At 59.4% G+C, this 21,169-nt stretch carries 25 protein-coding genes; 16 read left to right on the top strand and 9 right to left on the bottom strand.

Translation table 11 applies throughout. The annotated features are described in order from the left end of the window. Positions 1 to 33: 33 nt before the first annotated feature. Positions 34 to 1,185: a transposase gene (locus LYZ69_00305; GenBank protein MDV3276890.1), complete on the bottom strand. Its 1,152-nt coding sequence runs from the start codon at positions 1,183 to 1,185 to the stop codon at positions 34 to 36. Between the two features lie 116 nt (positions 1,186 to 1,301). On the opposite strand from LYZ69_00305, the gene LYZ69_00300 reads away from it, so the two are divergent. The 7 genes from LYZ69_00300 to LYZ69_00270 are packed head-to-tail and all read left to right on the top strand — an operon-like array spanning position 1,302 to position 4,782. Then, on the top strand, positions 1,302 to 1,688 hold the full coding sequence (locus LYZ69_00300; GenBank protein MDV3276889.1) for a 30S ribosomal protein S8e: 387 nt from the start codon (positions 1,302 to 1,304) through the stop codon (positions 1,686 to 1,688). Further along, the gene (locus LYZ69_00295) at positions 1,685 to 2,011 is read left to right on the top strand and encodes a hypothetical protein (protein ID MDV3276888.1); all 327 of its coding nucleotides are present in this window, start codon (positions 1,685 to 1,687) and stop codon (positions 2,009 to 2,011) included. Before LYZ69_00300 ends, LYZ69_00295 begins: the two co-directional genes overlap by 4 nt. A gap of 37 nt (positions 2,012 to 2,048) precedes the next feature. After that, positions 2,049 to 2,279, top strand: a complete 231-nt coding sequence (locus LYZ69_00290) for a Gar1/Naf1 family protein (GenBank protein MDV3276887.1) — start codon at positions 2,049 to 2,051, stop codon at positions 2,277 to 2,279. Then, positions 2,279 to 3,226, top strand: coding sequence for a transcription factor IIB (locus LYZ69_00285; protein ID MDV3276886.1), 948 nt, complete (start codon positions 2,279 to 2,281; stop codon positions 3,224 to 3,226). The genes LYZ69_00290 and LYZ69_00285 overlap by 1 nt, the downstream gene beginning before the upstream one ends. Beyond that, complete coding sequence (locus tag LYZ69_00280) at positions 3,226 to 3,753, top strand: MarR family winged helix-turn-helix transcriptional regulator (GenBank protein ID MDV3276885.1); 528 nt, start codon at positions 3,226 to 3,228, stop codon at positions 3,751 to 3,753. The genes LYZ69_00285 and LYZ69_00280 overlap by 1 nt, the downstream gene beginning before the upstream one ends. Positions 3,754 to 3,763: 10 nt before the next feature. Then, complete coding sequence (locus LYZ69_00275; protein MDV3276884.1) at positions 3,764 to 4,174, top strand: cytidine deaminase; 411 nt, start codon at positions 3,764 to 3,766, stop codon at positions 4,172 to 4,174. After that, positions 4,171 to 4,782: an RlmE family RNA methyltransferase gene (locus LYZ69_00270; GenBank protein ID MDV3276883.1), complete on the top strand. Its 612-nt coding sequence runs from the start codon at positions 4,171 to 4,173 to the stop codon at positions 4,780 to 4,782. The genes LYZ69_00275 and LYZ69_00270 overlap by 4 nt, the downstream gene beginning before the upstream one ends. Here the strand turns inward: LYZ69_00270 and LYZ69_00265 are convergent. Further along, positions 4,743 to 5,933 carry a tRNA (guanine(26)-N(2))-dimethyltransferase gene (locus LYZ69_00265; protein MDV3276882.1) on the bottom strand — a complete coding sequence of 397 codons (1,191 nt, stop codon included), beginning with the start codon at positions 5,931 to 5,933 and terminating at the stop codon, positions 4,743 to 4,745. The two genes, LYZ69_00270 and LYZ69_00265, sit on opposite strands and share 40 nt — an antisense overlap. A 215-nt stretch (positions 5,934 to 6,148) precedes the next feature. Here LYZ69_00265 and LYZ69_00260 point away from each other — a divergent pair, with 215 nt between their 5' ends. Both LYZ69_00260 and rnhB read left to right on the top strand, forming a co-directional pair. Next, positions 6,149 to 6,646 carry a nucleoside-triphosphatase gene (locus LYZ69_00260; GenBank protein MDV3276881.1) on the top strand — a complete coding sequence of 166 codons (498 nt, stop codon included), beginning with the start codon at positions 6,149 to 6,151 and terminating at the stop codon, positions 6,644 to 6,646. 67 nt (positions 6,647 to 6,713) lie between these two features. Next, positions 6,714 to 7,334, top strand: coding sequence for a ribonuclease HII (gene rnhB / locus LYZ69_00255; protein ID MDV3276880.1), 621 nt, complete (start codon positions 6,714 to 6,716; stop codon positions 7,332 to 7,334). Here the strand turns inward: rnhB and LYZ69_00250 are convergent. Both LYZ69_00250 and LYZ69_00245 read right to left on the bottom strand, forming a co-directional pair. Continuing rightward, positions 7,328 to 7,978 (bottom strand): fibrillarin-like rRNA/tRNA 2'-O-methyltransferase, encoded by a 651-nt coding sequence (locus tag LYZ69_00250; protein ID MDV3276879.1) that lies wholly within the window; start codon positions 7,976 to 7,978, stop codon positions 7,328 to 7,330. The two genes, rnhB and LYZ69_00250, sit on opposite strands and share 7 nt — an antisense overlap. Further along, positions 7,975 to 9,168 (bottom strand): hypothetical protein, encoded by a 1,194-nt coding sequence (locus LYZ69_00245; GenBank protein ID MDV3276878.1) that lies wholly within the window; start codon positions 9,166 to 9,168, stop codon positions 7,975 to 7,977. The genes LYZ69_00250 and LYZ69_00245 overlap by 4 nt, the downstream gene beginning before the upstream one ends. A gap of 72 nt (positions 9,169 to 9,240) precedes the next feature. Between LYZ69_00245 and LYZ69_00240 the strand changes: the two genes are divergently transcribed. The 4 genes from LYZ69_00240 (at position 9,241) to LYZ69_00225 (ending at position 12,582) form a co-directional block, all read left to right on the top strand. Then, positions 9,241 to 10,050 (top strand): YhfC family glutamic-type intramembrane protease, encoded by an 810-nt coding sequence (locus LYZ69_00240; GenBank protein ID MDV3276877.1) that lies wholly within the window; start codon positions 9,241 to 9,243, stop codon positions 10,048 to 10,050. A gap of 134 nt (positions 10,051 to 10,184) precedes the next feature. Continuing rightward, complete coding sequence (locus tag LYZ69_00235) at positions 10,185 to 10,295, top strand: hypothetical protein (protein MDV3276876.1); 111 nt, start codon at positions 10,185 to 10,187, stop codon at positions 10,293 to 10,295. Beyond that, complete coding sequence (locus LYZ69_00230; protein ID MDV3276875.1) at positions 10,292 to 11,914, top strand: tRNA uridine(34) 5-carboxymethylaminomethyl modification radical SAM/GNAT enzyme Elp3; 1,623 nt, start codon at positions 10,292 to 10,294, stop codon at positions 11,912 to 11,914. The genes LYZ69_00235 and LYZ69_00230 overlap by 4 nt, the downstream gene beginning before the upstream one ends. Further along, on the top strand, positions 11,911 to 12,582 hold the full coding sequence (locus LYZ69_00225) for a hypothetical protein (GenBank protein MDV3276874.1): 672 nt from the start codon (positions 11,911 to 11,913) through the stop codon (positions 12,580 to 12,582). The genes LYZ69_00230 and LYZ69_00225 overlap by 4 nt, the downstream gene beginning before the upstream one ends. On the opposite strand, the gene LYZ69_00220 is transcribed toward LYZ69_00225, so the two are convergent. Genes LYZ69_00220 through LYZ69_00205 form a run of 4 tightly spaced genes read right to left on the bottom strand, consistent with a single transcriptional unit; the run spans position 12,548 to position 16,095 of the window. Beyond that, positions 12,548 to 13,408 (bottom strand): sulfurtransferase, encoded by an 861-nt coding sequence (locus LYZ69_00220; protein MDV3276873.1) that lies wholly within the window; start codon positions 13,406 to 13,408, stop codon positions 12,548 to 12,550. The two genes, LYZ69_00225 and LYZ69_00220, sit on opposite strands and share 35 nt — an antisense overlap. Positions 13,409 to 13,458: 50 nt before the next feature. Continuing rightward, the gene (locus tag LYZ69_00215) at positions 13,459 to 14,301 is read right to left on the bottom strand and encodes an ABC transporter permease (protein ID MDV3276872.1); all 843 of its coding nucleotides are present in this window, start codon (positions 14,299 to 14,301) and stop codon (positions 13,459 to 13,461) included. Next, positions 14,298 to 15,107 (bottom strand): ABC transporter permease, encoded by an 810-nt coding sequence (locus LYZ69_00210; protein ID MDV3276871.1) that lies wholly within the window; start codon positions 15,105 to 15,107, stop codon positions 14,298 to 14,300. Before LYZ69_00210 ends, LYZ69_00215 begins: the two co-directional genes overlap by 4 nt. Continuing rightward, complete coding sequence (locus LYZ69_00205; GenBank protein ID MDV3276870.1) at positions 15,097 to 16,095, bottom strand: ABC transporter ATP-binding protein; 999 nt, start codon at positions 16,093 to 16,095, stop codon at positions 15,097 to 15,099. Before LYZ69_00205 ends, LYZ69_00210 begins: the two co-directional genes overlap by 11 nt. 127 nt (positions 16,096 to 16,222) lie before the next feature. Between LYZ69_00205 and LYZ69_00200 the strand changes: the two genes are divergently transcribed. The 3 genes from LYZ69_00200 to gatE are packed head-to-tail and all read left to right on the top strand — an operon-like array spanning position 16,223 to position 20,659. Further along, positions 16,223 to 17,386: an RNA-guided endonuclease TnpB family protein gene (locus LYZ69_00200; protein ID MDV3276869.1), complete on the top strand. Its 1,164-nt coding sequence runs from the start codon at positions 16,223 to 16,225 to the stop codon at positions 17,384 to 17,386. A gap of 58 nt (positions 17,387 to 17,444) precedes the next feature. Next, positions 17,445 to 18,761 (top strand): Glu-tRNA(Gln) amidotransferase subunit GatD, encoded by a 1,317-nt coding sequence (gene gatD / locus LYZ69_00195; protein MDV3276868.1) that lies wholly within the window; start codon positions 17,445 to 17,447, stop codon positions 18,759 to 18,761. Between the two features lie 5 nt (positions 18,762 to 18,766). After that, the gene (gene gatE / locus LYZ69_00190) at positions 18,767 to 20,659 is read left to right on the top strand and encodes a Glu-tRNA(Gln) amidotransferase subunit GatE (GenBank protein MDV3276867.1); all 1,893 of its coding nucleotides are present in this window, start codon (positions 18,767 to 18,769) and stop codon (positions 20,657 to 20,659) included. Between the two features lie 37 nt (positions 20,660 to 20,696). On the opposite strand, the gene LYZ69_00185 is transcribed toward gatE, so the two are convergent. Beyond that, positions 20,697 to 21,059, bottom strand: a complete 363-nt coding sequence (locus LYZ69_00185) for an SHOCT domain-containing protein (GenBank protein ID MDV3276866.1) — start codon at positions 21,057 to 21,059, stop codon at positions 20,697 to 20,699. Positions 21,060 to 21,169: the final 110 nt, after the last annotated feature.

Raw genomic sequence — 21,169 nt, 5'->3', positions numbered from 1 at the left:
TTCTTCAGCAGGTTCTGTCCAGTCTTCGTTTGGTCAAGAAGAAGACCTGACTTCCACCAATCTGCTCTGAGGATTGGAGCCATCGTCGTCTCGTTCCCCTTCACTGCTTCCCTTTGGTGACCGAGCCTGCGGAACCGCGCAGGCCATCATGATGTTTCTTGAGGCGTTCACGTCCCTATCCCAGACCCGACCGCAAGGGCAGAGCATCCTTCTGTCCTCAAGCGACTCCATGCGGGAGTGACATTTTGCACAGTTTCGGGACGTGCCTCTCGGATTGACGTAGGAGACGGGCACGCCGAGCCATGCCGCCTTGTATTCCACTTGCCTCTGGACTTCGTGGAAAGTCCATGAATTCATCCTTCCTCTGTATGATGTTCCCTGACCGTTCCCTTTCCGATACAGCTTCCTGATTCCTTTCAGCTTCTCCATCCTGATTCCAAGACGGTTATTCCGGGCGTGTTCGACTATGGCCTTCGAGACCCTGTGGAGGGCTTGGATGGTTCTGTCCTTCTCGCGCTTGCCGTATTTGGAGTAGAGTCTCTGGCCGACCCTTCTGTCCTGTCTGGTTCTGTGGCCTATCTTCGCCTTGATAGCTCGGTAGGTCTCTCTGACCTCCGCTACCTGAGATGTATCATAGACCTTTGTGTTGCCGAGAGTGTCAGACGCGGTGACGTTTCTCTCGTTCACGTCGATTCCGACGTTTCCCAGAGGCTCGATGGCGACAACCTCTTTCGAGACGGCCAAACTGATTGTGCGGTCAGTGATTGTCACAGAACCCCTCTTGAGAGTCGGTTCTTCGATGAAGGAGAGGTGATAGTCGGAACCTTGGAGCGTGAGATGGACGAATTCTCTTGGCCTGATTGGGATTCTCAGCAGAAGATGGTTCAGAGTGTAGGTCTGGTTGTCCAGCTTGATGAACGCTTGCTCGATGTACGGGTCGGATTTTCGATTCTTGTTGCGATAGACCGAGTAGGCCACCTCGCAGGCAGAGAGGATGTAGTGGGTGTGGAGGCCGTATTCCTTCAGGCGGGGATAAGCCGACTCGATGAGCCCAAACCTATTCTTCGGGTTCTCTTTGAGGGCGATTCCAATGGCGTCGTTGCACATCAGGCGGAAGTCCTCGAAAAGAGAGGAGAGGTCGGCAGAGGGCCGATAGCAGAACTTGACAGAGATGGTTGACCGCATAGTCAGAATCCGCCCGGATCCATTTAAGCGCCACCAAACGAAGACTGGACAGAACCCTTCAGCAAAACGCTTAACACCACCCCAAGCGGGGCGATTCTCCTAAAGGCGCAATAGAGATGACACGGGCCTTGGAGAACCTGGCAAAGAGGAAGTCGACGGGCGGAAGATACATTCCCAGCAGGGACAGACGCGCGTTCGAGAGGGACGGCTATGCCATAGAGCCGCTCGTCGGGGCGACGACCAAACGCCTTTCGAGGACGAGGGGAGGGAGGGTCTCCGTGGGCTTGGTCACGGCAGACACGGCGAACGTCGCCGACTCGACTGGAAAGGTAACGAAGTCAAAGATCCTCAGAGTCAAGCAGAGCCCTGCCAACCGAGACTACGGGAGGCGAGGCGTGATTACGAAGGGTGCAGTGATAGAGACAGAGGCCGGCGAGGCGAAGATCACTTCAAGGCCCACAGACGACGGCGTAGTAAACGCGGTCCTGACAAAGAAGAAATGAAGGACTACGGGAGTTACGTCATCTGGCTCGACTACTTCAACTCGGAACTGAAGAGGGCGGGCGGCAGAAGGGTGCCGCTCAGCATGGCCACCAGGGCACCGACTCTGGAGGAGCTCGAAGATGCCTGCAGGAGGCTCAACCTCCAGCCCACGTCGCAGAAGGCTTCATTCCCGGCCTCGGCCTCAAGAGCGTCGGGCTATGTCTCAATCAAGAAGGCGAAGCCCAAACATGGTCTCGTTCTGAAGATAGCGAAGGAGCTCTCTGTCGTCAGGGGTCAGGCCCTGAAAAAACAGGGGCATCAGCGATCGGGTCAGAAAAAGTAGACAACCCTTGGGAACGTTTAAAGGTGGGAAGATAGCCATGATGAATTCCTTGCTTCAAGTTGGCGTTATTCTTCACCAAGCCAAGAGTGGGCGGCTGATTGTCCTCCTCTCGAGGGAAGTCAAGCCGGGCACTTCAATTCTGGACAACAAGGGTAAGAAGCTGGGCAGAATCGTAGAGCTAATCGGGCCTGTGAGGTCACCTTACGCTTCGGTCAGCGTTGCAACGAGCCGTCTCGGCAAGGACGGAGACCCAGCCTTCGTGGAGTGATGAACGAGTTGAGCCTCTGGAGCAAACGAGAAGACGGTTTCAGGACCTACTGCCCTGTCTGCGGGAACACGCTCATCGGCGACACGGAGAAGGGCGAGCGGGTCTGCCCGACGTGCGGGTACGTCACATCGGCCCCGGCCGACGAGGGCCCAGAATGGAAGGCGATTGACCTTGAGGAGAAGAGCAAGCGGGTTAGAGTCGGCTCACCCACGACACTCGCGCTTCACGACATGGGCCTTTCCACGGAGATCAGCAGGTCGATGCGCGATTCTCACGGGAAGTACCTGGACCCTGCGATGCGTGCCACGGTGGAGAAGATGCGGAAGTGGCAGAGCCGCACGCGAACCATAAACAGCGAGGAGAGGGGGCTCTCCAACGTGCTCTCGAAGATAAGCGAGCTCTGCGACGCTCTCAACCTCCCGGACAACGTGGCCGAGACTGCCGCTCAGATCTACCGCACCTCAGTCAGGATGAAGGTGGCGAAGAGCAAGTCCATCCTAGGGATGACGGCGGCGACCGTCTACCTAGCTTGCAGGAAGTGCGGGGTGTCCAGGACCCTCAAGGAGGTCGCTCGTGCTGCAAACATGGAGAAGGGGAGCGTTGCGCGGTACTTCAGGCTCGTCCTGAAGGAGGTCGAGAAGGAGTATGTGCCTCCGCCCTCGGTCGAGAAGTACATCTCCAAGCTCATCAACATGGCCAAGATCGACCCGAGGGTCGAGCACCTCGCGCTGAACCTCTCCAGGAAGACGAATGACTCGAAGATCTCTAGCGGGAAGGCTCCCGCTGGTCTGGCTGCGGCATACGTCTACCTCTCCTCGGTCATGATAGGAGAGCACCTACCACAGCGCGAGGTCGCCGAGTTCGCAGAGGTCACCGAGGTCACGGTCCGCAACAGATGTCGGGAGATTCTGGACAACTACGTCATCAGGCAGGAGTTCGGTTCATAATGCCGAAGGCAGTGAAGAAGGCCAAGCCCCGCGCGAAGCCTGTCCGGAAGCCAGCCCCGAAGCCTGTCAAGAAGCAGGTCCCCAAGAAGGAGAAGGTCAAGCAGAAGGCCCCGCCTCAGCCGGTGGAGAGGACCGAGGAGGAGCTCGTGGACCTGACGTCGAGGGTCTACAAACTCGTTGTGGAGAGGGGCAAGGACGGCGTGCTTCAGAGCGAGATCTGGAAAGAGCTCGGCCTCACTAGCAGGGACGGCTCCAGGCTCGCAATTAGGCTCGAACGGAGGGGCCTGATAGGGAGGGTAAAGGTCCTCGAGGAGGGAAGATGGACGTACAAGCTGACCCCGCTCCGCTTCCCCACGGACATGGCCTCAATAGAGAAGGCGCCGTGCATAGTTTGCCAGTACGAGCCGAAGTGCTCCATAGACGGGGAGGTCAGTCCATACATCTGCCCCTGGATCGGCCCATGGGTGATTGGGGAGTCGAAGGAGCCCAAGGCCCCGGTCGAAGCCGAGTCTGTCCAACTGAGATAGGTAATCACCGATGACAAGCAAGGAGCAAGTGAAGGTTCTCGTGGCCAGTGCAAGGAGAGCAATGAAAATGGCGTACTCCCCCTATTCCGGAGTCAGGATAGGCGCCGCCGTACTCACCTCAAGCGGCAAGATCTTCACGGGCTGCAACATCGAGAACGCGTCCTACGGACTTTCGTGCTGCGCCGAGAGAACTGCGATCTTCAAGGCTGTCTCGGAGGGCTCCCTCGACCTGGTCGCCATCGCTGTCGTTGGCAAGTCAGACGACTTCACGAAGCCATGCGGGGCCTGCAGGCAGGTGATGGTCGAGTACAACCCCAGGATGAAGGTCTTCAGGAGGGGGACGGACGGCTTCTCCTCCGACACGACAGCAGCTGAACTCCTCCCGTCGGCCTTCAGTCCAGAAGAGCTCATCAGAAAATGAGGCTTCAGGAGGCGAGGCGTGACCTCTACAGAAGGCTCGCCAAGGAGCAGGGATACAAGAGCAGGGCAGCCTTCAAGCTGATCGAGGCAAACGAGAAGTACGGGTTCATCGGCGAGGGGGACAGGGTCGTGGACTTGGGCGCAGCGCCGGGCGGCTGGCTGCAGGTCTGTTCCAGGATTGTAGGGCCGCGGGGCCTGGCTGTAGGCATCGACCTGCATGAAATCCGTCTCAAGGACAAGAACGTGAAGACGATTGTCATGGACGTGAACGACTCCGGCGTCCTCGAGAAGGTGTTGGAGCTCACAGGAGGGAGGGTCGACGTAGTCCTCTCAGACCTTTCCCCGTCCGTCTCAGGTGTCTGGGAGCTGGACCAGATCCGTCAGGTGGACCTCACCTTCAGGGCCCTGGAACTCTGCGAAGTCATCCTCAGGAGGGGTGGCAGCGCCTTCCTCAAAATCTTCGAGGGTGAGCGGTCTCAGGAGGCTCGGGACGAGCTCAGAAAGCGGTTCCGGACAGTCAGGACCGTCAAGCCTCAGGCGAGCAGGAGCGCCAGCTCGGAGCTCTACTACTACTGCGAAGGCTGGACTGGGTCATCGAAGCCGTCCTGACCATTCCCAGCGCGCCGGTTCGCCGCCTCTCTCACAGCTGACACCACGTCCTCGTGCAAGGCGTCTGTCTTCAGGCCTGTCTTCTCGAAGGGCTGTCCGTGAGTCTTGAACCCCTTGGACTCGAGAGACTCTGCAACCTTCTCGGGAGAGACGCTCGCCACTTTCAACGTCGAACATATCTCCTCAAGGCTGTAGCTGTACGGAGGGAACTCGTTCAGGCCGACCAATGACTCGATGACCTTGGCGGCCATGGCGAACTTCCTTTTCCTGCACGCAAGCAACGTCGCTTCCAGTACTCCCTGATCAACCATCCTCCCAGCCCAGAGCGGCCCTGCGGACCTCGCCCTCGCGCCGCACTTCTCGCACTTGCTGGACGGCTCCGTCGCTTGAGTAACGTGCCCACACTTGGCGCACCTTATCACGTAGCCCTCATTCTTCATCGACTCGTCGGCCTTCGAGGCGCCCACCTCAGCTCGTAGGAAAACGCGCAGGTAATGCCGCGTGCTATGTGCCAGGACGGGTGCAACGCCGATATCGATGGTCGCTGCGACCCGCCTGCAAGCGTTCGCAAGTATTCTGACAGCGGTCTCATGGTGAAACGAGTTGTTCAGGGGCGTCGCCCAGTATCGTCGCCTCGCCACGTGTGGATAGACTCCGCACAGCACTGCGGTGTCCGTGGCAGTGACGGAGACAAGCCCACCGCCGGAGACTGCCTTGAAAGCAGCCTGCAGGTAAGGCGCTGGCGTGCCGAACGGGTCGATGTCGACGTAGTCGAACTTTTGGTCCCTCCTGAACAGCGAGTGGAGGAATGTGTTTGCCTCCTCAGTGACGAAACTGCACCTCTTGCTTACACCGTTCAGTCGGGCGCTCCTGGCTGCAAGCTTGAGCGAATCGCTGTTGAAGTCCACCATGGTCACATCCATCCGTCTTCCCACTTCATTTGCGACCCTCACGCCCCTCGCTCCCACCCCCGCCAAAGCGTCGCAGAACGTCCTCCCCCGGTCCGCCTGGGTGACGGCGACGGAAATGTCCCTGTTCAAGGACGCTGCTGGATTGAAGAAGACGGGCGTGGTCGGAGGCACTGGCCCTGCAACGCTCGCCTTGGGAACGGTCAGTCTTGTCTTGCCTTCGAGGATTGTGACGAGATTCAAGGGCTTCTCGGCGCAGCCAACGCCACTGCGATGTTAAACGGTTCTGAAGGAACGAGACTGCAGACCTTTCGATCCTCGTCTGGGCACGCCTTGTCGTTCTCAGCTGGTCAGCCTGCCCCTGCGCCATACTATTCTAGGCCCTCCACAGTGGCTTGTGCGGCTTGGGAGGCATTTGGCTTGTCACCGGTCCGCCCGGTGTCGGAAAGTCCACAATCGTGTCCAGCGTGGTCCTTAGGCTGAAGGCGAGGGGAGTGATCGTGGGAGGATGCGTCACAGCTGAAAGGAGGGTCAAGGCGCAGCGTGTCGGGTTCGACGTGAGGGACCTCACGAACGGCACCCAGGGAGAGCTGGCCTCGCTGGTAGGGGGTCTGGGGCCGCGGGTCGGAAAGTACAGGGTGAACCTCAGGGACTTGGCCTCGGTCGGTGCGAAGGGGTTGCTCGACGCTGTTGCGTCGTCCGAACTGATCGTGATCGACGAGGTCGGGCCTATGGAGCTCGTCAGCCCCGAGTTCCGGCGCGCCGTGAAGACATGCATCGACTCTGGGAAGCCGGTTCTGGCCGTCATCCACGAGAGGATGGAGGACGACCTCCTTACCGAGCTCAGAAGCAGGGCCAAGACGCTCTTCGAGGTCGACGTCAACAACAGGGATGAGACTGCGGAGACACTCGGTTCGGAATTGATTGCGGTCTTTGGCGCCCCGAAATCTAGTTAAGGCAAGCAGCGAGTCACAGAAAGCGGCCATGCTTGTCGGGGGAGCTGACGAAGCTGGACGCGGGTGCTTGATTGGGGCTCTCGTTGTGGCAGGAGTCTCCGTGAAGGCAGAGACTGTCAGGTCGCTGAAGAGAATGGGTGTCCGCGACTCGAAGACCCTCTCCGCGAGCCAGCGCGACCGGCTCTACGACCAGATTCTGGAAAAGTGTGAACGTGTGTCGACTGTGCAGATCACACCTTCGGAGATTGACGCGGTCGTGAGCTCTGGCAAGAAGTACAGGAAGCTTAACCATCTGGAGGCGATCTACTTCGCAAAGGTGATCGGCGGCCTGGGTGCCACCAAAGTCATCGTTGACGCGTCTGACACAAGCCCCCGCAGATTCAGAAGTGTGATAATGGAAAACCTCAGGAGGCGTTGTACGGTGGTCGCTGCCCACAAGGCCGACCGCGATTTTCCCGTGGTCTCCGCAGCTTCAATTGTGGCGAAGGTGGAAAGGGACAGGTCTGTGGAGAAGCTCAGGAGAAAGCTCGGCGACTTCGGCTCCGGGTATCCGTCGGACCCAAAGACGAGGGCGTTCTTCAAAGAGAAGATGGCTCGAGGCGAGCCGCTTCCGGAGAGTGCGCGCAAGAGCTGGAAGACATGGAAGAGGTTCGGGCAGAGCGTCTTCGAGGCCGCAGGTCCTCAGTAGGTCGCGTAGATCAGAGCGTGGTCTTTGTCGAACGGGCTGAGCTCTATCATCTGAGAGACATGGAAGCCAGCCGCCTCCAGCTTCCGCGACTCCTCCCTGAATACATCCTTCGGCTCCCTGATGACGTCGATGCTCCTCGCTTTCACGATCAGAAGCAGCCTGCCGCCCTTCTTTAGCAGCCTCCGGCAGTTCAGGATTGCAATCTCGGTCTGGTCCTGCTGGGCTATGTCGCAGTACACGACGTCGCACTTGGTCAGCGAATAGCTTGACGGGTCCCGGGCGTCGGCCACGTACGGTATGACGTTCTTCCTCTTCCTGGCGACATTCTCCACGAACTCTCTGGCCACCCTCGGCGCGAACTCGACGCCGACGACGAGACCACTCTCGCCAACGATGTCAGAGACGTGGGATGGGGTAGTGCCCGTGGACGTGCCGAGGTAGAGCACCTTGTCGCCTTCCCTTATCAGGTCGTCGGGGAGCCCCTTCAGAATCGCAGCTGCCAGCTTGCTCCTGAACGGGTCCCAAGTCCTGAACTCGACCCCGTCCCGAATGAGAAGGTCCTCGTTGTACGTCTTGTTTCCCGGGACGAGGTTCTTCGTCAGGAGGGACGTTCTGCCGTCTCTCTCCTCTCTCCTTAGCTTCATCTTCTGCGCTGCTTCTGCCTTCGGTCGAACCCTTCGCGCCTCGGGGGCCGCCGGAATGGGGGTCTGCCCTCCTGTCTGCCAGGCCTCTCTTCCCTCTCGGCTTTGTGTTTGGGCGGTTCCTTGTACTTCGCCTTGATCTGTTCCAGCCTCAGGTCCAGGCCCGCCTTGACGGAGAGCTCCTCCGTGCCCCTGAAGTAGTCGATTCGCGCTGCTATCGCTATCTTGTTGGCCAGCGTCCTCGCGATCTTCCCCCTCTGCCACTTCGGGGCTCCGTGGACCTCCTGGTGCTGGAAGAGGATGCCGTGCTTCGGCGGCTTGGCTCCGGTCCTGAGCGCCCTGAAGAGTGCCTTCTCTGCGCCCAGAATTTGTATCGTGCTGGCTGGCATCACGGCGAGCCTGTCTAGACCGCCGGCCTTCGCCATCAGCCTTGCCCCTATCGTGGCCCCCGCAACGTCGGTTACGTTGGGCGCTATCTTCTTCATCATTGACTCCACGTAGGTGTTCAGCCTGTCCCTCTGGGAGGCGACCTCGAGGGCGAGCGTGGCGAGTGCCTTCACCCTGCCCAGATCGCCGTCCGAGATTTCCCCTCCCTTCGACCTCTCCCTGGCCGCTAGTATCGCTTCTACCTTCTTGTCCGTGAACCCCCTGCCCTGGAGGTTCTCTTTGCTGAACCCGTCTCTCCTGCCCACTTCGACGACGACTCTGCAGAGGCCGATGTTGTCGGCCATCATCTGGGTCAGCTCGGGGAAGTGAAGTCCGTACCACTCCGAAACCCTGGTCGCAGTCGTGTTGAGGAACTTGTCAGAGTCGTCGAGAGCCTGAATAGCCTGGACGAGGTGGAGGTCTGGCCTGGCTGAGGCCTCTCTTATCACAGCCTCTGCGGCTTCGATTGACTGCTGCCTGATGATCTCGAGCGCTGACGCCTCGTCAGGGGCGAGTCTCGACCTCACTATCAGGCCAATCTTGTCCGCGTCCAACCTCTCTCTGTCCTCCGGCCTGATGAGGGTCGCTTCTAGGCCGACGGCGCGGGCAGAAGAAAGTTCCGACTCGTTGGAGACCACTACGGCGGTTACACCCATCTGCTTCGCCTTGTCGAGAAGTTGCGACGCGGCCTTTGCCGCGCCAATCGCCTCGCCCGCCCTCAGGAGGATGCTGCCTGCCTCGGTTGTATAGATCGTGAGTTGCTCCAACGGAGTTCGGCGACGCCCTCAGCTCGCTCGATTAAAGGGTTTAACGTTCCGATGAACAGGCAGCGCTGACAGATGCAGAACATCGACCCTGTGCTGTTCGCGCAGCCCATCCTCGTGATAGCCATGTCGGTCGGCGCAATATGGTTCTGGTGGAGAAGCAGGGGGTTTCGTGGGATCCTCCTCGGCCTCTCTGCAGTTGCCTATGCAGCCGCAATCGCCGCAAAATACACGATTCAAATCCTCACGCTGGCTCCAGTAGTAGCCTACTTCGGACGGATGTCACTCGGGCTAGGGCTATACTATGGGTTGCAGACTGTCCTTCTCGAGGTCGGCTTCGCCTATCTTCTGGCCTTCTACGGTGCTCGGAGGAGGAACCTGAAGGTCTCCGACTCTGTGCCGTTCGGGCTCTCGTTGGCCTTCTGGGAGAACGGCGTCCTGCTAGGTCTGCTCTCGCTGCTCAACTTGAGCGTCCTGTACCTGCTCCTGGGATCGGGGACGGGCGATGCCCAGGTTGTCTACAATCAACTCGTCTCGACCACACCCTACCTCTTCCTCCCACCACTCAACCTCCTTCCATCTGTCCTCATCGGCGCTCTCGAGAGGGTCTCCTCCATGCTGGCTCACGTCGCGTGGGGGGTCCTGTGCGTGATTGCAGCTGCTACAGGGAATAGACGCTTCTTCTACGCCGCGCTGCCGATGGGGCTGATAGATGCCCTTGTACCATTCGCGAGTCTGGACACGAATGTCTTCGAGGCGGTGGTCTTCCTCCTCTCATGCGGGTTCCTGGTGGTTGCCTACTCAGCAACCTTGTCTGTCAGCCGGGGCGGGGCAATCCAGTCAGAACCCGTCCAGCCAGCGATTGCGCCTGCCTCGAAAGATTAAATTACGCAACCGAAGCTAGCCATCCAAAGGAGGATGAGAACAAAGCATGCCGACCCACGGGAGTCAGCAGTCTAGCAACAAGCTAGCTGCCTCCAGTCACTAAAGCCGGAAAAGTTAGATCACAAACTCCTAAGCTGGAAGCGAAGCCGAAGCCCAGCGCAATACCGAAGGTAAGGAACCACCGGACTTTCGAGAAGCGCTTTACCCTGAAGCGCAAACCGGGACAGAACTGGATGCGCCAGTGACCGCCCAGTCTGTTGACCGAGTCCCAGAAGCTGTCTCCTACATAGCGGGCCGCATCGCCAGCGGAGAGATAGCTTCCCGGGAAGGGCTGCAGCAGGCGAAGAGGAAGGCCGCTCGCGACTTTTCTCTGGACAGGTACGTCTCCAACTCGGAGGTACTCGCCGCGCTTCCGACCGACGGCAGGCAACGCTTTCAGGAAATTCTCAGGGTTCACCCGCGCCGGAGCGCATCGGGCATCGTTGTTGTAACTGCGTTTTCAGCGCCGTTTTCCTGCCCCCACGGTACGTGCACATTCTGCCCAGGTGGGCCGACCGAGGGGACTCCTCAGAGCTACCTGCCTGCAAGCCCGGGCATGCGTTCCGCCCTGGCCACCGAGTTCGACCCGTTCAGGCAGGTGCGCGAGTGCCTGAGGAAGTACACTGCCAACGGCCACGACACGAGCAAGGTGGAGACGATAATCGAGGGAGGAACATTCATCGCCGTACCTACGGACTACCAAGTGTCCTTCGTCAAGGGGGTCTATGATGGCCTCAACGGCACGGCTTCGTCTTCGCTCGAAAGCGCGCAATCTGCAAATGAGGGCGCCCAAAGCCGCTGTGTCGGGCTGACCCTCGAGTCCAAGCCCGACTGGTGCAGGCCGCGCGACATCGACTTGATGCTCAGCTACGGGATAACGAGGCTCGAGATCGGAGTCCAGAGCCTCAGGGACTCCACATTGAAGAGGAGCAACAGGGGTCACACTGTCGAGGACTCGATTAATGCATTCCAAGTTGCCCGGGATGCTGGCCTCAAGACTACTGTCCACATGATGCCGGGCCTGCCCGGCGCTTCGCCCGAGGAGGACCTACAAGACCTGAGAAGGCTCTTCGACGACGAGTCGCTCCGTCCTGACATGATGAAGGTCTACCCGACCCTCGTGGTCCGCGGGGCCTCCTTGGAAAGGCAGTTCCAGGCGGGCCTCTACGAGCCGTACGAGCTGGGTACCGTCGTGGAGCTGCTCAGCCAGATGAAGCGTTTCGTGCCTCGTTGGCACAGGATAATGCGCATCCAGCGCGAAATCCCTGCCTATGAGATATCAGCGGGCGTGACGAACGGCAATCTCAGGGAACTCGTCCTCGCCAGGGCGAGGGCAAAGGGGTCGCCGTGTCAATGCATCAGGTGTAGGGAGGTCGCCCTTGCAGAACCCTCTGACCTCGAATCGGAAGACGAGCTCCGCCTCGGGCTGGAGCGCTATCCCGCGTCCGGTGGCACGGAGCTCTTCGCGTCCTACGAGTACGGGAGGAGCGGCCGTATCGCAGCCTTCGCCAGACTCAGGCTACCATCCGAACGCGCCCACAGGGAAGAGATGCGCGGGTCGGCGGTGGTCAGGGAGCTGAGAGTGTACGGTACTGTCGTAGGGATAGGCGCGAAGAGCGGCAACGCTTGGCAGCACAGGGGTCTCGGGGCGTCGCTGATGGGAGAGATGGAGCGGGTGGCCAGGGAGGAGTTCGGCTCGTCCAGACTGCTCGTTACGAGCGCGGTCGGGACCCGCAACTACTACCGGAGGCTCGGCTACGAGAGGCTCGGCCCGTACATGGTCAAGCAACTAACCGGTAGCAACAACGGGAACCCCACGCCATGAAGATCGGGGGCTGCGAGTTCCCGGACTCGTTCCTCTACGACGTGGACAGCGGGACGTGGGGACGGAGGGAGGAGCATCTCTACACGATTGGGGTGGCCCCTCAACTCAACTGGGTCTCCGGAGGGTTCACCTCTGTCTCGTTCAAGCAACCCGGTACTCGCGTAGCAATCGGCAAGAGCGTTGGCTCGGTCGAGGGGCCCAGACACTTCGACGTGGTCAGGGCACCTTTCGACTGTGTAATCTCTTCAGTCAACGGGGAGGTATTCTCTGAGCCCAGGCTCATCAACAGGGACCCCTACGGGAGGGGTTGGTTTGCGATCCTCGAGTTCCTCGGCGGTCCTTCCAAAATGAAACCGCTGGGCGAGGTCTCCCAGTCGCTTAAGGCGAGGCTGAAGGAGCTCGGGCTGAGGTGCTTCGCGGAATTCCCAGACCGCGAGATGTTCGAGATAGGAGTGGAGTGCTCGGCCGTGCTCGTGAGGTTGAACGACCTGCTTGGGGCTTCGCCCTCCGGGACAATCGTCCACATCGTGTCTGACGACCCTACCTCCGACGTCGAGATGGCGAGGTGGGAGCTTCAGACTCGCAACCGAGTGCTCGAGTCGATTCGCGAGGGGAGCCTCTTCCACTTCATCGTCAAGAAGTCCCCGATTTCCCAATCGGGTACATGATCGAGTTCCCCCACTCCGTCCACGACCCGTCGTAGTTCCTGACTTCTGGGTAACCCAATAGGTACTTCAGGACGAACCACGTGTGGGAAGACCGCTCGCCTATCCTGCAGTACGTGATTATTTCCTTGTCTTTGGTCACGCCAGCCGAGGCGTACAGTTTCTCCAACTGCTCCCTTGGCTTGAATGTGCCGTCAGAGTCGTTCACAGCCTGCGCCCAAGGTATGTTCTTCGCGCCTGGAATGTGCCCTCCTCTCTGTGCCTGCTCGTTCGGGTACTCTGGGGGCGCCGTGATCTCTCCGCTGAACTCCTTCGGTCCTCGGACGTCAACGAGGACCTTTTCCTTCTTGCCAATTGCCCTCCTCACATCCTCCCTGTAAGTTCTGACCTTCACGTCGGGCGACCCCACCCTGAAGGTCTGCCGCGGGAATGCAGGGACGTCCTTGGTGACAAGTCTGTCCTCGAGCAGCCACTTCTTCCTGCCGCCGTCCATCAGCTTCACGTTCTCGACCCTGTAATACTTCAGGTCCCAGAACGCGTACGCAGCGAACCAGTTGTTGAAATCGCCGTAGAGGACCACAGTCGTGTCGTTCGAAACACCACTCCTCCCCATCAGGTCCTCGAGCTGCTCCTTAGACAGGATGTCCCTCGTCACAGGGTCGTTCAGGTCTTTCCGCCAGTCGAAGAGGACAGCCCCGGGGATGTGGCCCAGGGAGTAGTTAGACGCGGGGTCGTAGTCTACCTCGACGATTATGACCTTCGGGTCATTCAGGTGCTGGCTGACCCACTCGGTGTTGACGAGGACCTCGGGGTGTGTGTAGCCACTCATGTTATAACATATGTGATATTCAGCCATTAAAGCCTTTCGTCTTGCTTGTGTTACGCGAGCCGCCTGTCAATGACGCCGCTCCTCCTCGCCTTCTTCTCAGCCGCGAAGTAGACCCAAAGGCCTGCCCCCAGCGTGACAAGCCCTCCTATTACACAATACAGCAGCGCGGTTGCGTACGCCTGGGGGAGGTTGTAGATGATGGCGTCTCTGGCGGCATTGATGAACTGGGTGTAGGGGAGGGCGGCTGCTCCCACGGAGACCGGCCAGGGGAGAATCGACGGAGAGAAGAGGGCGCCAGAGAAGACCATGAGCAGCCCAGCGATGTAGCCCGGCAGGGCCCACTCGAACCTGCTCGCGTACAACGCGTACGCCCCAAGGAAGTACCCGAGCCCTAACGCGCCGGGTATGTTCACGAGCAGCGCCACGGCCAATAGCGTTACGGAGACTGGTGTGATCACGAGCGGTATTGAGGTGTGAAAGAAGGAACCCAACAGATAGTAGACGACGACGAGGGCGGCCATCGAAGTAATCGTGGAGTTCACGAACGCAGAGAGCGCCCTACCAGCAAGGTAGAGCGCAGAGGAACGGGAAGTGATGTAGATGTGAGGAAAGACTCCGAGGTTCTTCCCTTCAGCTATCGCCTGCGTCGGGACCCAGGCGTAAGAGGCGATGTGTGCGTACAGTGTAGAACCGACGAGGACGAACGCGAGCCTCGTCGGGTCGAAGAGTCCCGCAGTGCTCGAGCCGAACCAGTAGATTATCGACGTCGTCATGGCCGACGCTATGGGCGCGACAGTCCTCAGCATGAGTGCAGCGCCCGGGTTGGTCCAGGAGAGGTCGTGCTGGACTCCCATCCACGCGGACGCGAAGAGCGACCTCAGGCTAATCATCATCTTATTCTCACCGTTATCGTCCCATCCCTCCTCCCCTTGTTCTCGAGCGCCCTCAGCGCGAAGCTCGCCAAACCGAGTAGGACAACCGACATCACTGCGAGGGCAACCAGGTTGGGCCAGACGGCAGCAAGCCCTTGAGAGAAGAAAAGTGACCTGCGCAGCGCGTCCATCCCAAGGGTGAGGGGTATCAGCGATGCTGCGACTTGGAGCGCGAACGGGAAAGGAGAGAAGTTGCCTATCGACGGGAAGTAGACGCCTGAGAGCATCGACACGGGCTCCTGAAGGACTTCGTTCAGCGACTCAGCCGACCTGCCGTCCGCAAGGTACAGGGACGACAGTGTCATCCCCATGGCATAGAGCGCGGTCAGGGTGAGACTGAAAGTTAGTATCACGGCGCCCCAGGAAGGGGCGATTGGAGGGTGGAACAGAGCCCATCCGATGGCCGTCACGATCGCCGCAGACGGCACCGTGCCTACTATCCCGCCCACCGACATCCCGATCAAGAGCGCGCTCATCGGGGTTGGCGAAGTGAGATACACCTCGAAGAGGCCTTCCTCCTTATCCCAGTTGAACTGGCTCGCCATCGACCAGAGGACGTTGCCCCAGAAAGACACCATCACACCTCCCAGGATTGCGAAACCCGTGTACGCGGCCAGGCCCGCGCTGACGTAGAGAAGCGAGAGGGCCAGCGAGGACAGGACTGGGAAACCCATGTTGACCACTATCCACAGGGGCTCGCCGAAAATGCTCCAGAGCCTTACGAGAGCCCTCGCCTTCATCGCCCTCAACCAGGCGCTACTCTTCACCTTGCTCCTCCCTCTCTTTGAAACCGCGGCCGACGAGCGCCACGAACACCTCCTCCAACGTCGCAGCCTTGCGCCACGTCGCGACGACCTTGTGCCCGGCCCTTTCGACGACCTTCACCGCTTCCGACGCCGCTCCGTCGTTCTCCACGACAACCTGGACTGTGGACAGGCCCCTCTCCTCATCAGCGGTCGAGGTGAACCCCTTCACGCCGGGAACCTTGGCGAGCATGTCCAGACTGGTCGGAGGAGGTGAGACCTCCATCACGAGCGCGGGTGCTCCGAAAGACCTCTTCAGAGCATCTGGGGTTCCAGAGGCAATGATCTTCCCCTTGTCAATGATAGCGACCCTGTCGCAGATTGCCTCCACCTCCGCCATGTTGTGAGTCGCGAGGATTATCGTCCTGCCATGCTGCTTCGCCTGAGCCTTGAGGAACTCCCTGATACTGAGCGCAGTCATGACGTCCAGGCCTATCGTGGGCTCGTCAAGGAAGACGACCTTGGGGTCGTTGATGAACGCTCTTGCGATGGTTGCCCTCTGTCTGTACCCGGTTGATAGCGCGTAGAACTTCCTCTCCAAGTACTTCGTGAGGCCGAGCATCTCCGAGAGCTCTGTTATGCGCTTCTCGGCTTCATCGGTCGGTATCCCGTAGAGCTGGGAGAAGAACCAGAGGTTCCTCTTGGCGCTGATGAAGTCGTAGCCTGCCTTCTCTGCCCCGCTTGCCATGTTGATGACGCGTCTAACCTTCTCGGGTTCGGTGGCGACGTCGAATCCGATCACCTTCGCCCAGCCCCCGGTCGGCAGCAGAAGTGTCGCGAGTATCCTGATCATGGTGGTCTTGCCCGCGCCGTTGGGACCTAGCACGCCGAAGACCTCCCCCTCGTACACCTTCAGCCCCACCCTGTCCAGGGCTACGACGGGGCTCTCCTTGGTCTTGAACTCGCGGCTGAGGTCCGAGACCTCGACGCTCACTCTCCTCTCAGCAGACATCCATACTCTCCTCTGGAATCTCTGCGGCTCCTGCTTCTGCGGCGCAATAAAGCCTTTCCAAGCACGATGCAGTTCTGTTAGGTGGTTGAGGCATGGGCGGTCAAATAGAAACCAAAACAATGTAATCGTGAAGTCGGTCAAGGCCGTCAGGTTCACGTACAAACCCACATCAGAGACGAGAGAACTCCTCGAAAACTTTCGTATGATGGTGAACCAGGCTATCCACATCTGCCTTGTCGAGAGCATCAAGGGTCGCTTGAAACTACGCAGTCGCATCTACCGCGAGTTCCGGGAGCGATATGGCGTCGTCTCCTGCTACCCTTACTCCGTGGCCGAGATCGCCTGGTCGATAGTCAAGAAGCACCGCCGCTGGCAGCGGGAGCCATTCGCTTCTAGGCTAATGCTCAAGATGGACTCCGCCAGCTACTCCCTCAACTACGGCATACTTAGCCTCCCAAACAGGAAAGGCCAGCGAATCCTGATACCTCTTCAATACGGCGACTGGCAACGTTCCTTCCTGATGAACACGACCCTCAAGCGGGGCTCGGTGACTATGACCGACTTCACAATCGTCATCGCCTTCTCGAAAGAGACGGCGGTCGCCGAGCCCCTGAGAAAGGTCGGATACGACCTGAACCACAAATCCATTGTTGGGAGCGATGGCACCCGAATCGACCTCTCCAAAGTCGCGCGACTTCACACTGAATATGGTGTCAGGCGCAGCGAGTTCTACGCTAGGCATCCCAACGACAGGCGGTTGAAGCGGAAATTCGCTGGTTCAAGGAGGGAGAAGGAACGCGTCACGCAAACCCTCAACGTCATCTCCAAGCAGGTCGTTGAGAAGGCCGTCAAGAACAGGCAGGCAATAATCCTTGAACGACTCAATGGGATTCGGAAGGCCCACAGGAAGGGGAATGGAAAGGGACGCGACTCCCGCCGAAGGGCCAACCTCTGGCCATTCCGACAGCTCCAACAGCAGATTGCTTACAAGGCGGCGTGGGCCGGAGTCCAGGTCGAGTTCGTCAATCCTAGGAATACATCCAAGGAATGCTCTTACTGCCACCATGTCAACAAGAAGCTGAAGATAACGGAACGGAGTTGGCAATGCCCATCGTGTGGGTGCCAGCTCGACCGCGACCTCAATGCTGCGGTGAACATCGAGAGGCGCGGGAAGATACCATGTCTGCCAATGGTTCAGGCAGGAGCGCGGGGCACAGATGAAGCTGTGAAGGGGAACGAGGCGACGACGGCTCCAATCCTCCGAGCAGAAGTCCCGAAGTTAGGTGGTTAGGGCATGTCTCGACAACTTAGCAGAACTTTAAAGACTGACGAGGCTCGAAGCACGTTGCATGGACGGTCTCGCAGGTTACAGGGGAGCTGCGCTTGAGCTTCTCAAGAGAGCGGGTGCGACTATCGGAGACGTACTCGAGGTCACCACGGGTTGGGGCGAGGTCACAGGTACACTGGTTCCGCGCTATCTCTACTCGGACGACGAGCACATTGTCCTGAAGCTTCGCAGCGGCTACAACGTCGGTCTTGCAGTCTCTAAACTCAAGGGAGTGAAAGTCAAGGCGAAGGGCGAGAAGCCTTCCTTCGTCGTCCCCCCGACCCCGAAATCAAAGGAGGGGTTGCCCAGGGTCCTGATAGTCAGCACTGGCGGCACCATCGCGAGCAGGGTCGACTACAGGACGGGGGGAGTGCACCCTGTGGTCACCTCCGACGAACTCTACGCCCTCATTCCGGAACTTTCTGAGGTCGCCAATGTAGAACCCGAAGTAATGTTCAGCATCTTCAGCGAGAACGTCGAGAGTTCGCATTGGTCGAAGCTTGCCGAGAGGGTGATGAGGGCCGTGCAAGACAGGTTCGATGGGGTCGTGATCACACAGGGGACTGATACTCTGGGATACACGGCCGCTGCGCTGAGTTTCGCGCTTTCAGGGGTGCCAATCCCTGTCGTCATAACTGCAGCGCAGAGGTCCTCGGACAGGCCGTCGACTGACGCGACCCTCAACCTCCTCGGCTCTGTGACAGCAGCCGCGGGCGCCGGCTTCTCAGGCATCTACGTCGCGATGCATCTCGACGAAAGCGACGACAGGGTAGCCTTCCATCGCGGGACGAGAGTGAGGAAGTTCCACACAAGTGCGCGTGACGCTTTCAAGTCCGTCGGCGTCCCACTGGCAGCCATCTGGGGAAGGTCTGGGTTCGATCATTTAGACGACTCCCTTCCACATCGAGGGCACGGTTCTGACTTCAAACCCAGGACCGCCTTCGACGAGAGGGTGGCGCTCGTGAAGTTCTATCCAACAATGCCCCCTTCGTTTGTCGAAGCGCTCGAGAGCCAAGGCACTAGGGCGCTTGTGATTGAGGGTACGGGATTGGGCCACGTGAACTCCAGGAACGTGACGGCCCTGCGAAACTACATCTCAAAGGGCGGACTCGCATTCATGACCTCCCAGTGCATCAACGGCCGAGTCGACTTGGAGGTCTACGACACAGGCAGGGACTTGATTGCGGCGGGAGTCGTTCCCCTCGATGATATGCTCGCAGAGACGGCCCTCGTAAAGGCCATGTGGGCGTTGGGCAACACTAAGACTCCGGAAGAAGCCAAGCGACTGATGGTGCAGAATCTGGCGGGAGAGACGACCGCCCGCCTATTCCCAAGCTGAGGCCCTTGGATTTCCCCTTCGACCCAGAAAAGATCAACCTGAAGGTGGGGCTCGAAATCCACCAACAGCTCGCCACATCGACCAAGCTTTTTTGCGCCTGCCCAATCGCCAAGTCGGACGAGCTCCCCTACTCTTTCGAGCGGAGGCTAAGGCCGGCGCAAAGCGAGACTGGCAGGGTCGACCCAGCGGCAGTCTTCGAGTTCTTGAAGGGAAAGTCGAATGTCTACGCCTGGAGCCCGGAGTCCTCCTGCCTTGTTGAGGCAGACGAAGAACCTCCTCATCCTCTAAACGCGGAAGCGGTCGACGGGTGCGTCTTGATTGCGAGCCTGCTCGGCTCGAGCGTCCTCGACGAGGTTCACGTGATGAGGAAGATAGTAATCGACGGCTCGAACACTTCCGGCTTCCAGAGGACAGCAATCATAGCGCTCGGCGGGGCCCTCACCGCTCGAGGAATGAAGATTGGCGTGCAGACTGTGACCGTAGAGGAGGACGCTGCGAGGATACTAGATGAGGATGCCCGGTCGAGGCGCTTCGGGCTTGACAGGCTCGGCGTCCCACTCGTCGAGATAGCACTGGACCCAGTCACAGCAACACCGGACGCAATCAGCGACGTCGCCCTCCATCTCGGTCGGGTGCTCAGGTCCACGGGGCGTGCGGCGAGGGGGCTGGGAACGATACGGCAGGACCTGAACGTGTCTGTGATGGGGGGAAAGGTGGTGGAGGTCAAGGGAGTGCAGAAGCTGAACCTCTTGCCGAAGGTGGTGGCGTACGAAGCTGCCAGACAGATGGGCCTGATCAAGGTCGCCGAAGAGATTGTCAAGAGGAAGATCAAGGACGCCCGCTGCCGCCACAGCGATGTTTCCTCGCAGTTCTCGGCTACCGGCTCCAAGGTGATACACAGGCAAATGAGAGACGACGGCAAGGTCGTCTGCATTACGGTCGCGGGTCTCCGCGGCCTGCTGGGATGGGAGCCCTATCCGGGCGTGAGGCTAGGTCGGGAGCTCGCGGAGGTCGCCAGGGTGAACTCGCTGGGAGGCGTAATCCACTCGGACGAGTTCGCGAAGCAAGGGATAGGCGCAGAAGAGGAAGGCGCACTCAGGCGTGAGGTCGACGCATCGAAGGACGATGGGCTCGTGCTGGTTGCCGGCGAACCGGAGAGGGTGGACACCACAGTCGAGCTCATCGAAGAAAGGCTGAGGCAGGCCCCAGCTGGTGTGCCCGCGGAAACGCGGGCCGCCACAAATGACGGCGAGACGCGCTTTCTGCGTCCAAGGCCTGGAGCGCAGAGGATGTATCCCGAGACTGACATTCCAGTAATGGTGGTCACACTCGACAGGCTCAGGAGGGTCGCAGAGTTGGCGCCTGAACCTTGGGACGCTAAGGTCAAGAGGTACGAGAAGGACTACTCGCTTAGCGGCGAGATGGCCCTCAAGCTCTACGACTCTGACAGGGCGCCCCTGTTCGAGAACCTGTCAAGGCGACTTCGCCTCGAGCCGTCGCTCATTGCCTCGATACTGCTCGACGTCCCTGTCAGGCTCGCGAGGGAGGGAGTGAACGAGGAGAAGATGACGGACCAGGTCCTCAGCGATGTCCTCGACGCAATTGCTGGAGGAAAGCTAGCGAAGGAAGCAGCCACTGACGTATTGAGGATCGTGGGAAAGGGGCAATCTGAAGACGTTACCACCGCCGTAGCCAAGCTCGGGTTGGTCCCTATGACGCAGGAGGAGCTGCTTTCATTGATTGACAGAGTAATTCAGGAGGAGAAGAAACTCGTCTCCGAGCGGGGTGAAGCGGCTTTCTCGCCGCTCATGGGCGAGGTCATGAAACGTGCCAGGGGAAGGGCGGACGGCGGACTGGTCGGGAGACTGCTCAAAGAGCGACTCTCAGGCGCGGCGTGAGCCCCAGCTCGGTTCTCTTGACATTGACTAGACTTGCTCAGCCGTGCTGTTCTAGGTCTCGAGTCATCTGGTCAAACTGATCTTTGGTTATCTCGCCACGAGCATATCTCTGCCTCAGTATCTCGTGCGCGTCGTCGCGGTACCAGTAGCTCTGCCTGTAGTATCTCCTCGAAGGGCCCCAGGCCCACCTGAACCCCCAACTGAAGATCCATACTACGAAGACTATCCCGACCAGCCCCCAGATCCAACCGAAATCGAATGGGAACGACATCATCGTCACAGGTGCGGTCGCAGGCCTGAAAACACTCGAGATGAAGACTCCGGCCCCGATGAGTATGAACATCACTGCTAGGCCTAGCCACATCCAATGGAAACCATTGCGTCTCTCTCGTTCCTGCATCGAGCTTCGGAAGCTGCATCCCTGCGCGTTATTTACACATTTCGAGAATCACATCTTCGGCCGCTCGCGAGAAATTTTCTTTCAGGTTTCTTGATGGGACGCCGTTCCCG

The sequence above is a fragment of the Nitrososphaerales archaeon genome, from assembly GCA_032906765.1.
Classification (GTDB): Archaea; Thermoproteota; Nitrososphaeria; order Nitrososphaerales; family Gagatemarchaeaceae; genus DASPPF01.
This window is presented reverse-complemented; position numbering and strand designations above follow the sequence as displayed.

Excerpts from the sequence above, each read along its gene's own strand:
- LYZ69_00305 (MDV3276890.1), bottom strand. The coding sequence starts at position 1,185 with ATGCGGTCAACCATCTCTGTCAAGTTCTGCTATCGGCCCTCTGCCGAC.
- LYZ69_00300 (MDV3276889.1), top strand. The coding sequence starts at position 1,302 with ATGACACGGGCCTTGGAGAACCTGGCAAAGAGGAAGTCGACGGGCGGA.
- LYZ69_00295 (MDV3276888.1), top strand. The coding sequence starts at position 1,685 with ATGAAGGACTACGGGAGTTACGTCATCTGGCTCGACTACTTCAACTCG.
- LYZ69_00290 (MDV3276887.1), top strand. The coding sequence starts at position 2,049 with ATGATGAATTCCTTGCTTCAAGTTGGCGTTATTCTTCACCAAGCCAAG.
- LYZ69_00285 (MDV3276886.1), top strand. The coding sequence starts at position 2,279 with ATGAACGAGTTGAGCCTCTGGAGCAAACGAGAAGACGGTTTCAGGACC.
- LYZ69_00280 (MDV3276885.1), top strand. The coding sequence starts at position 3,226 with ATGCCGAAGGCAGTGAAGAAGGCCAAGCCCCGCGCGAAGCCTGTCCGG.
- LYZ69_00275 (MDV3276884.1), top strand. The coding sequence starts at position 3,764 with ATGACAAGCAAGGAGCAAGTGAAGGTTCTCGTGGCCAGTGCAAGGAGA.
- LYZ69_00270 (MDV3276883.1), top strand. The coding sequence starts at position 4,171 with ATGAGGCTTCAGGAGGCGAGGCGTGACCTCTACAGAAGGCTCGCCAAG.
- LYZ69_00250 (MDV3276879.1), bottom strand. The coding sequence starts at position 7,978 with ATGAAGCTAAGGAGAGAGGAGAGAGACGGCAGAACGTCCCTCCTGACG.
- LYZ69_00240 (MDV3276877.1), top strand. The coding sequence starts at position 9,241 with ATGCAGAACATCGACCCTGTGCTGTTCGCGCAGCCCATCCTCGTGATA.
- LYZ69_00225 (MDV3276874.1), top strand. The coding sequence starts at position 11,911 with ATGAAGATCGGGGGCTGCGAGTTCCCGGACTCGTTCCTCTACGACGTG.
- LYZ69_00220 (MDV3276873.1), bottom strand. The coding sequence starts at position 13,408 with ATGAGTGGCTACACACACCCCGAGGTCCTCGTCAACACCGAGTGGGTC.
- LYZ69_00215 (MDV3276872.1), bottom strand. The coding sequence starts at position 14,301 with ATGATGATTAGCCTGAGGTCGCTCTTCGCGTCCGCGTGGATGGGAGTC.
- LYZ69_00205 (MDV3276870.1), bottom strand. The coding sequence starts at position 16,095 with ATGTCTGCTGAGAGGAGAGTGAGCGTCGAGGTCTCGGACCTCAGCCGC.
- gatD (MDV3276868.1), top strand. The coding sequence starts at position 17,445 with ATGGACGGTCTCGCAGGTTACAGGGGAGCTGCGCTTGAGCTTCTCAAG.
- LYZ69_00185 (MDV3276866.1), bottom strand. The coding sequence starts at position 21,059 with ATGCAGGAACGAGAGAGACGCAATGGTTTCCATTGGATGTGGCTAGGC.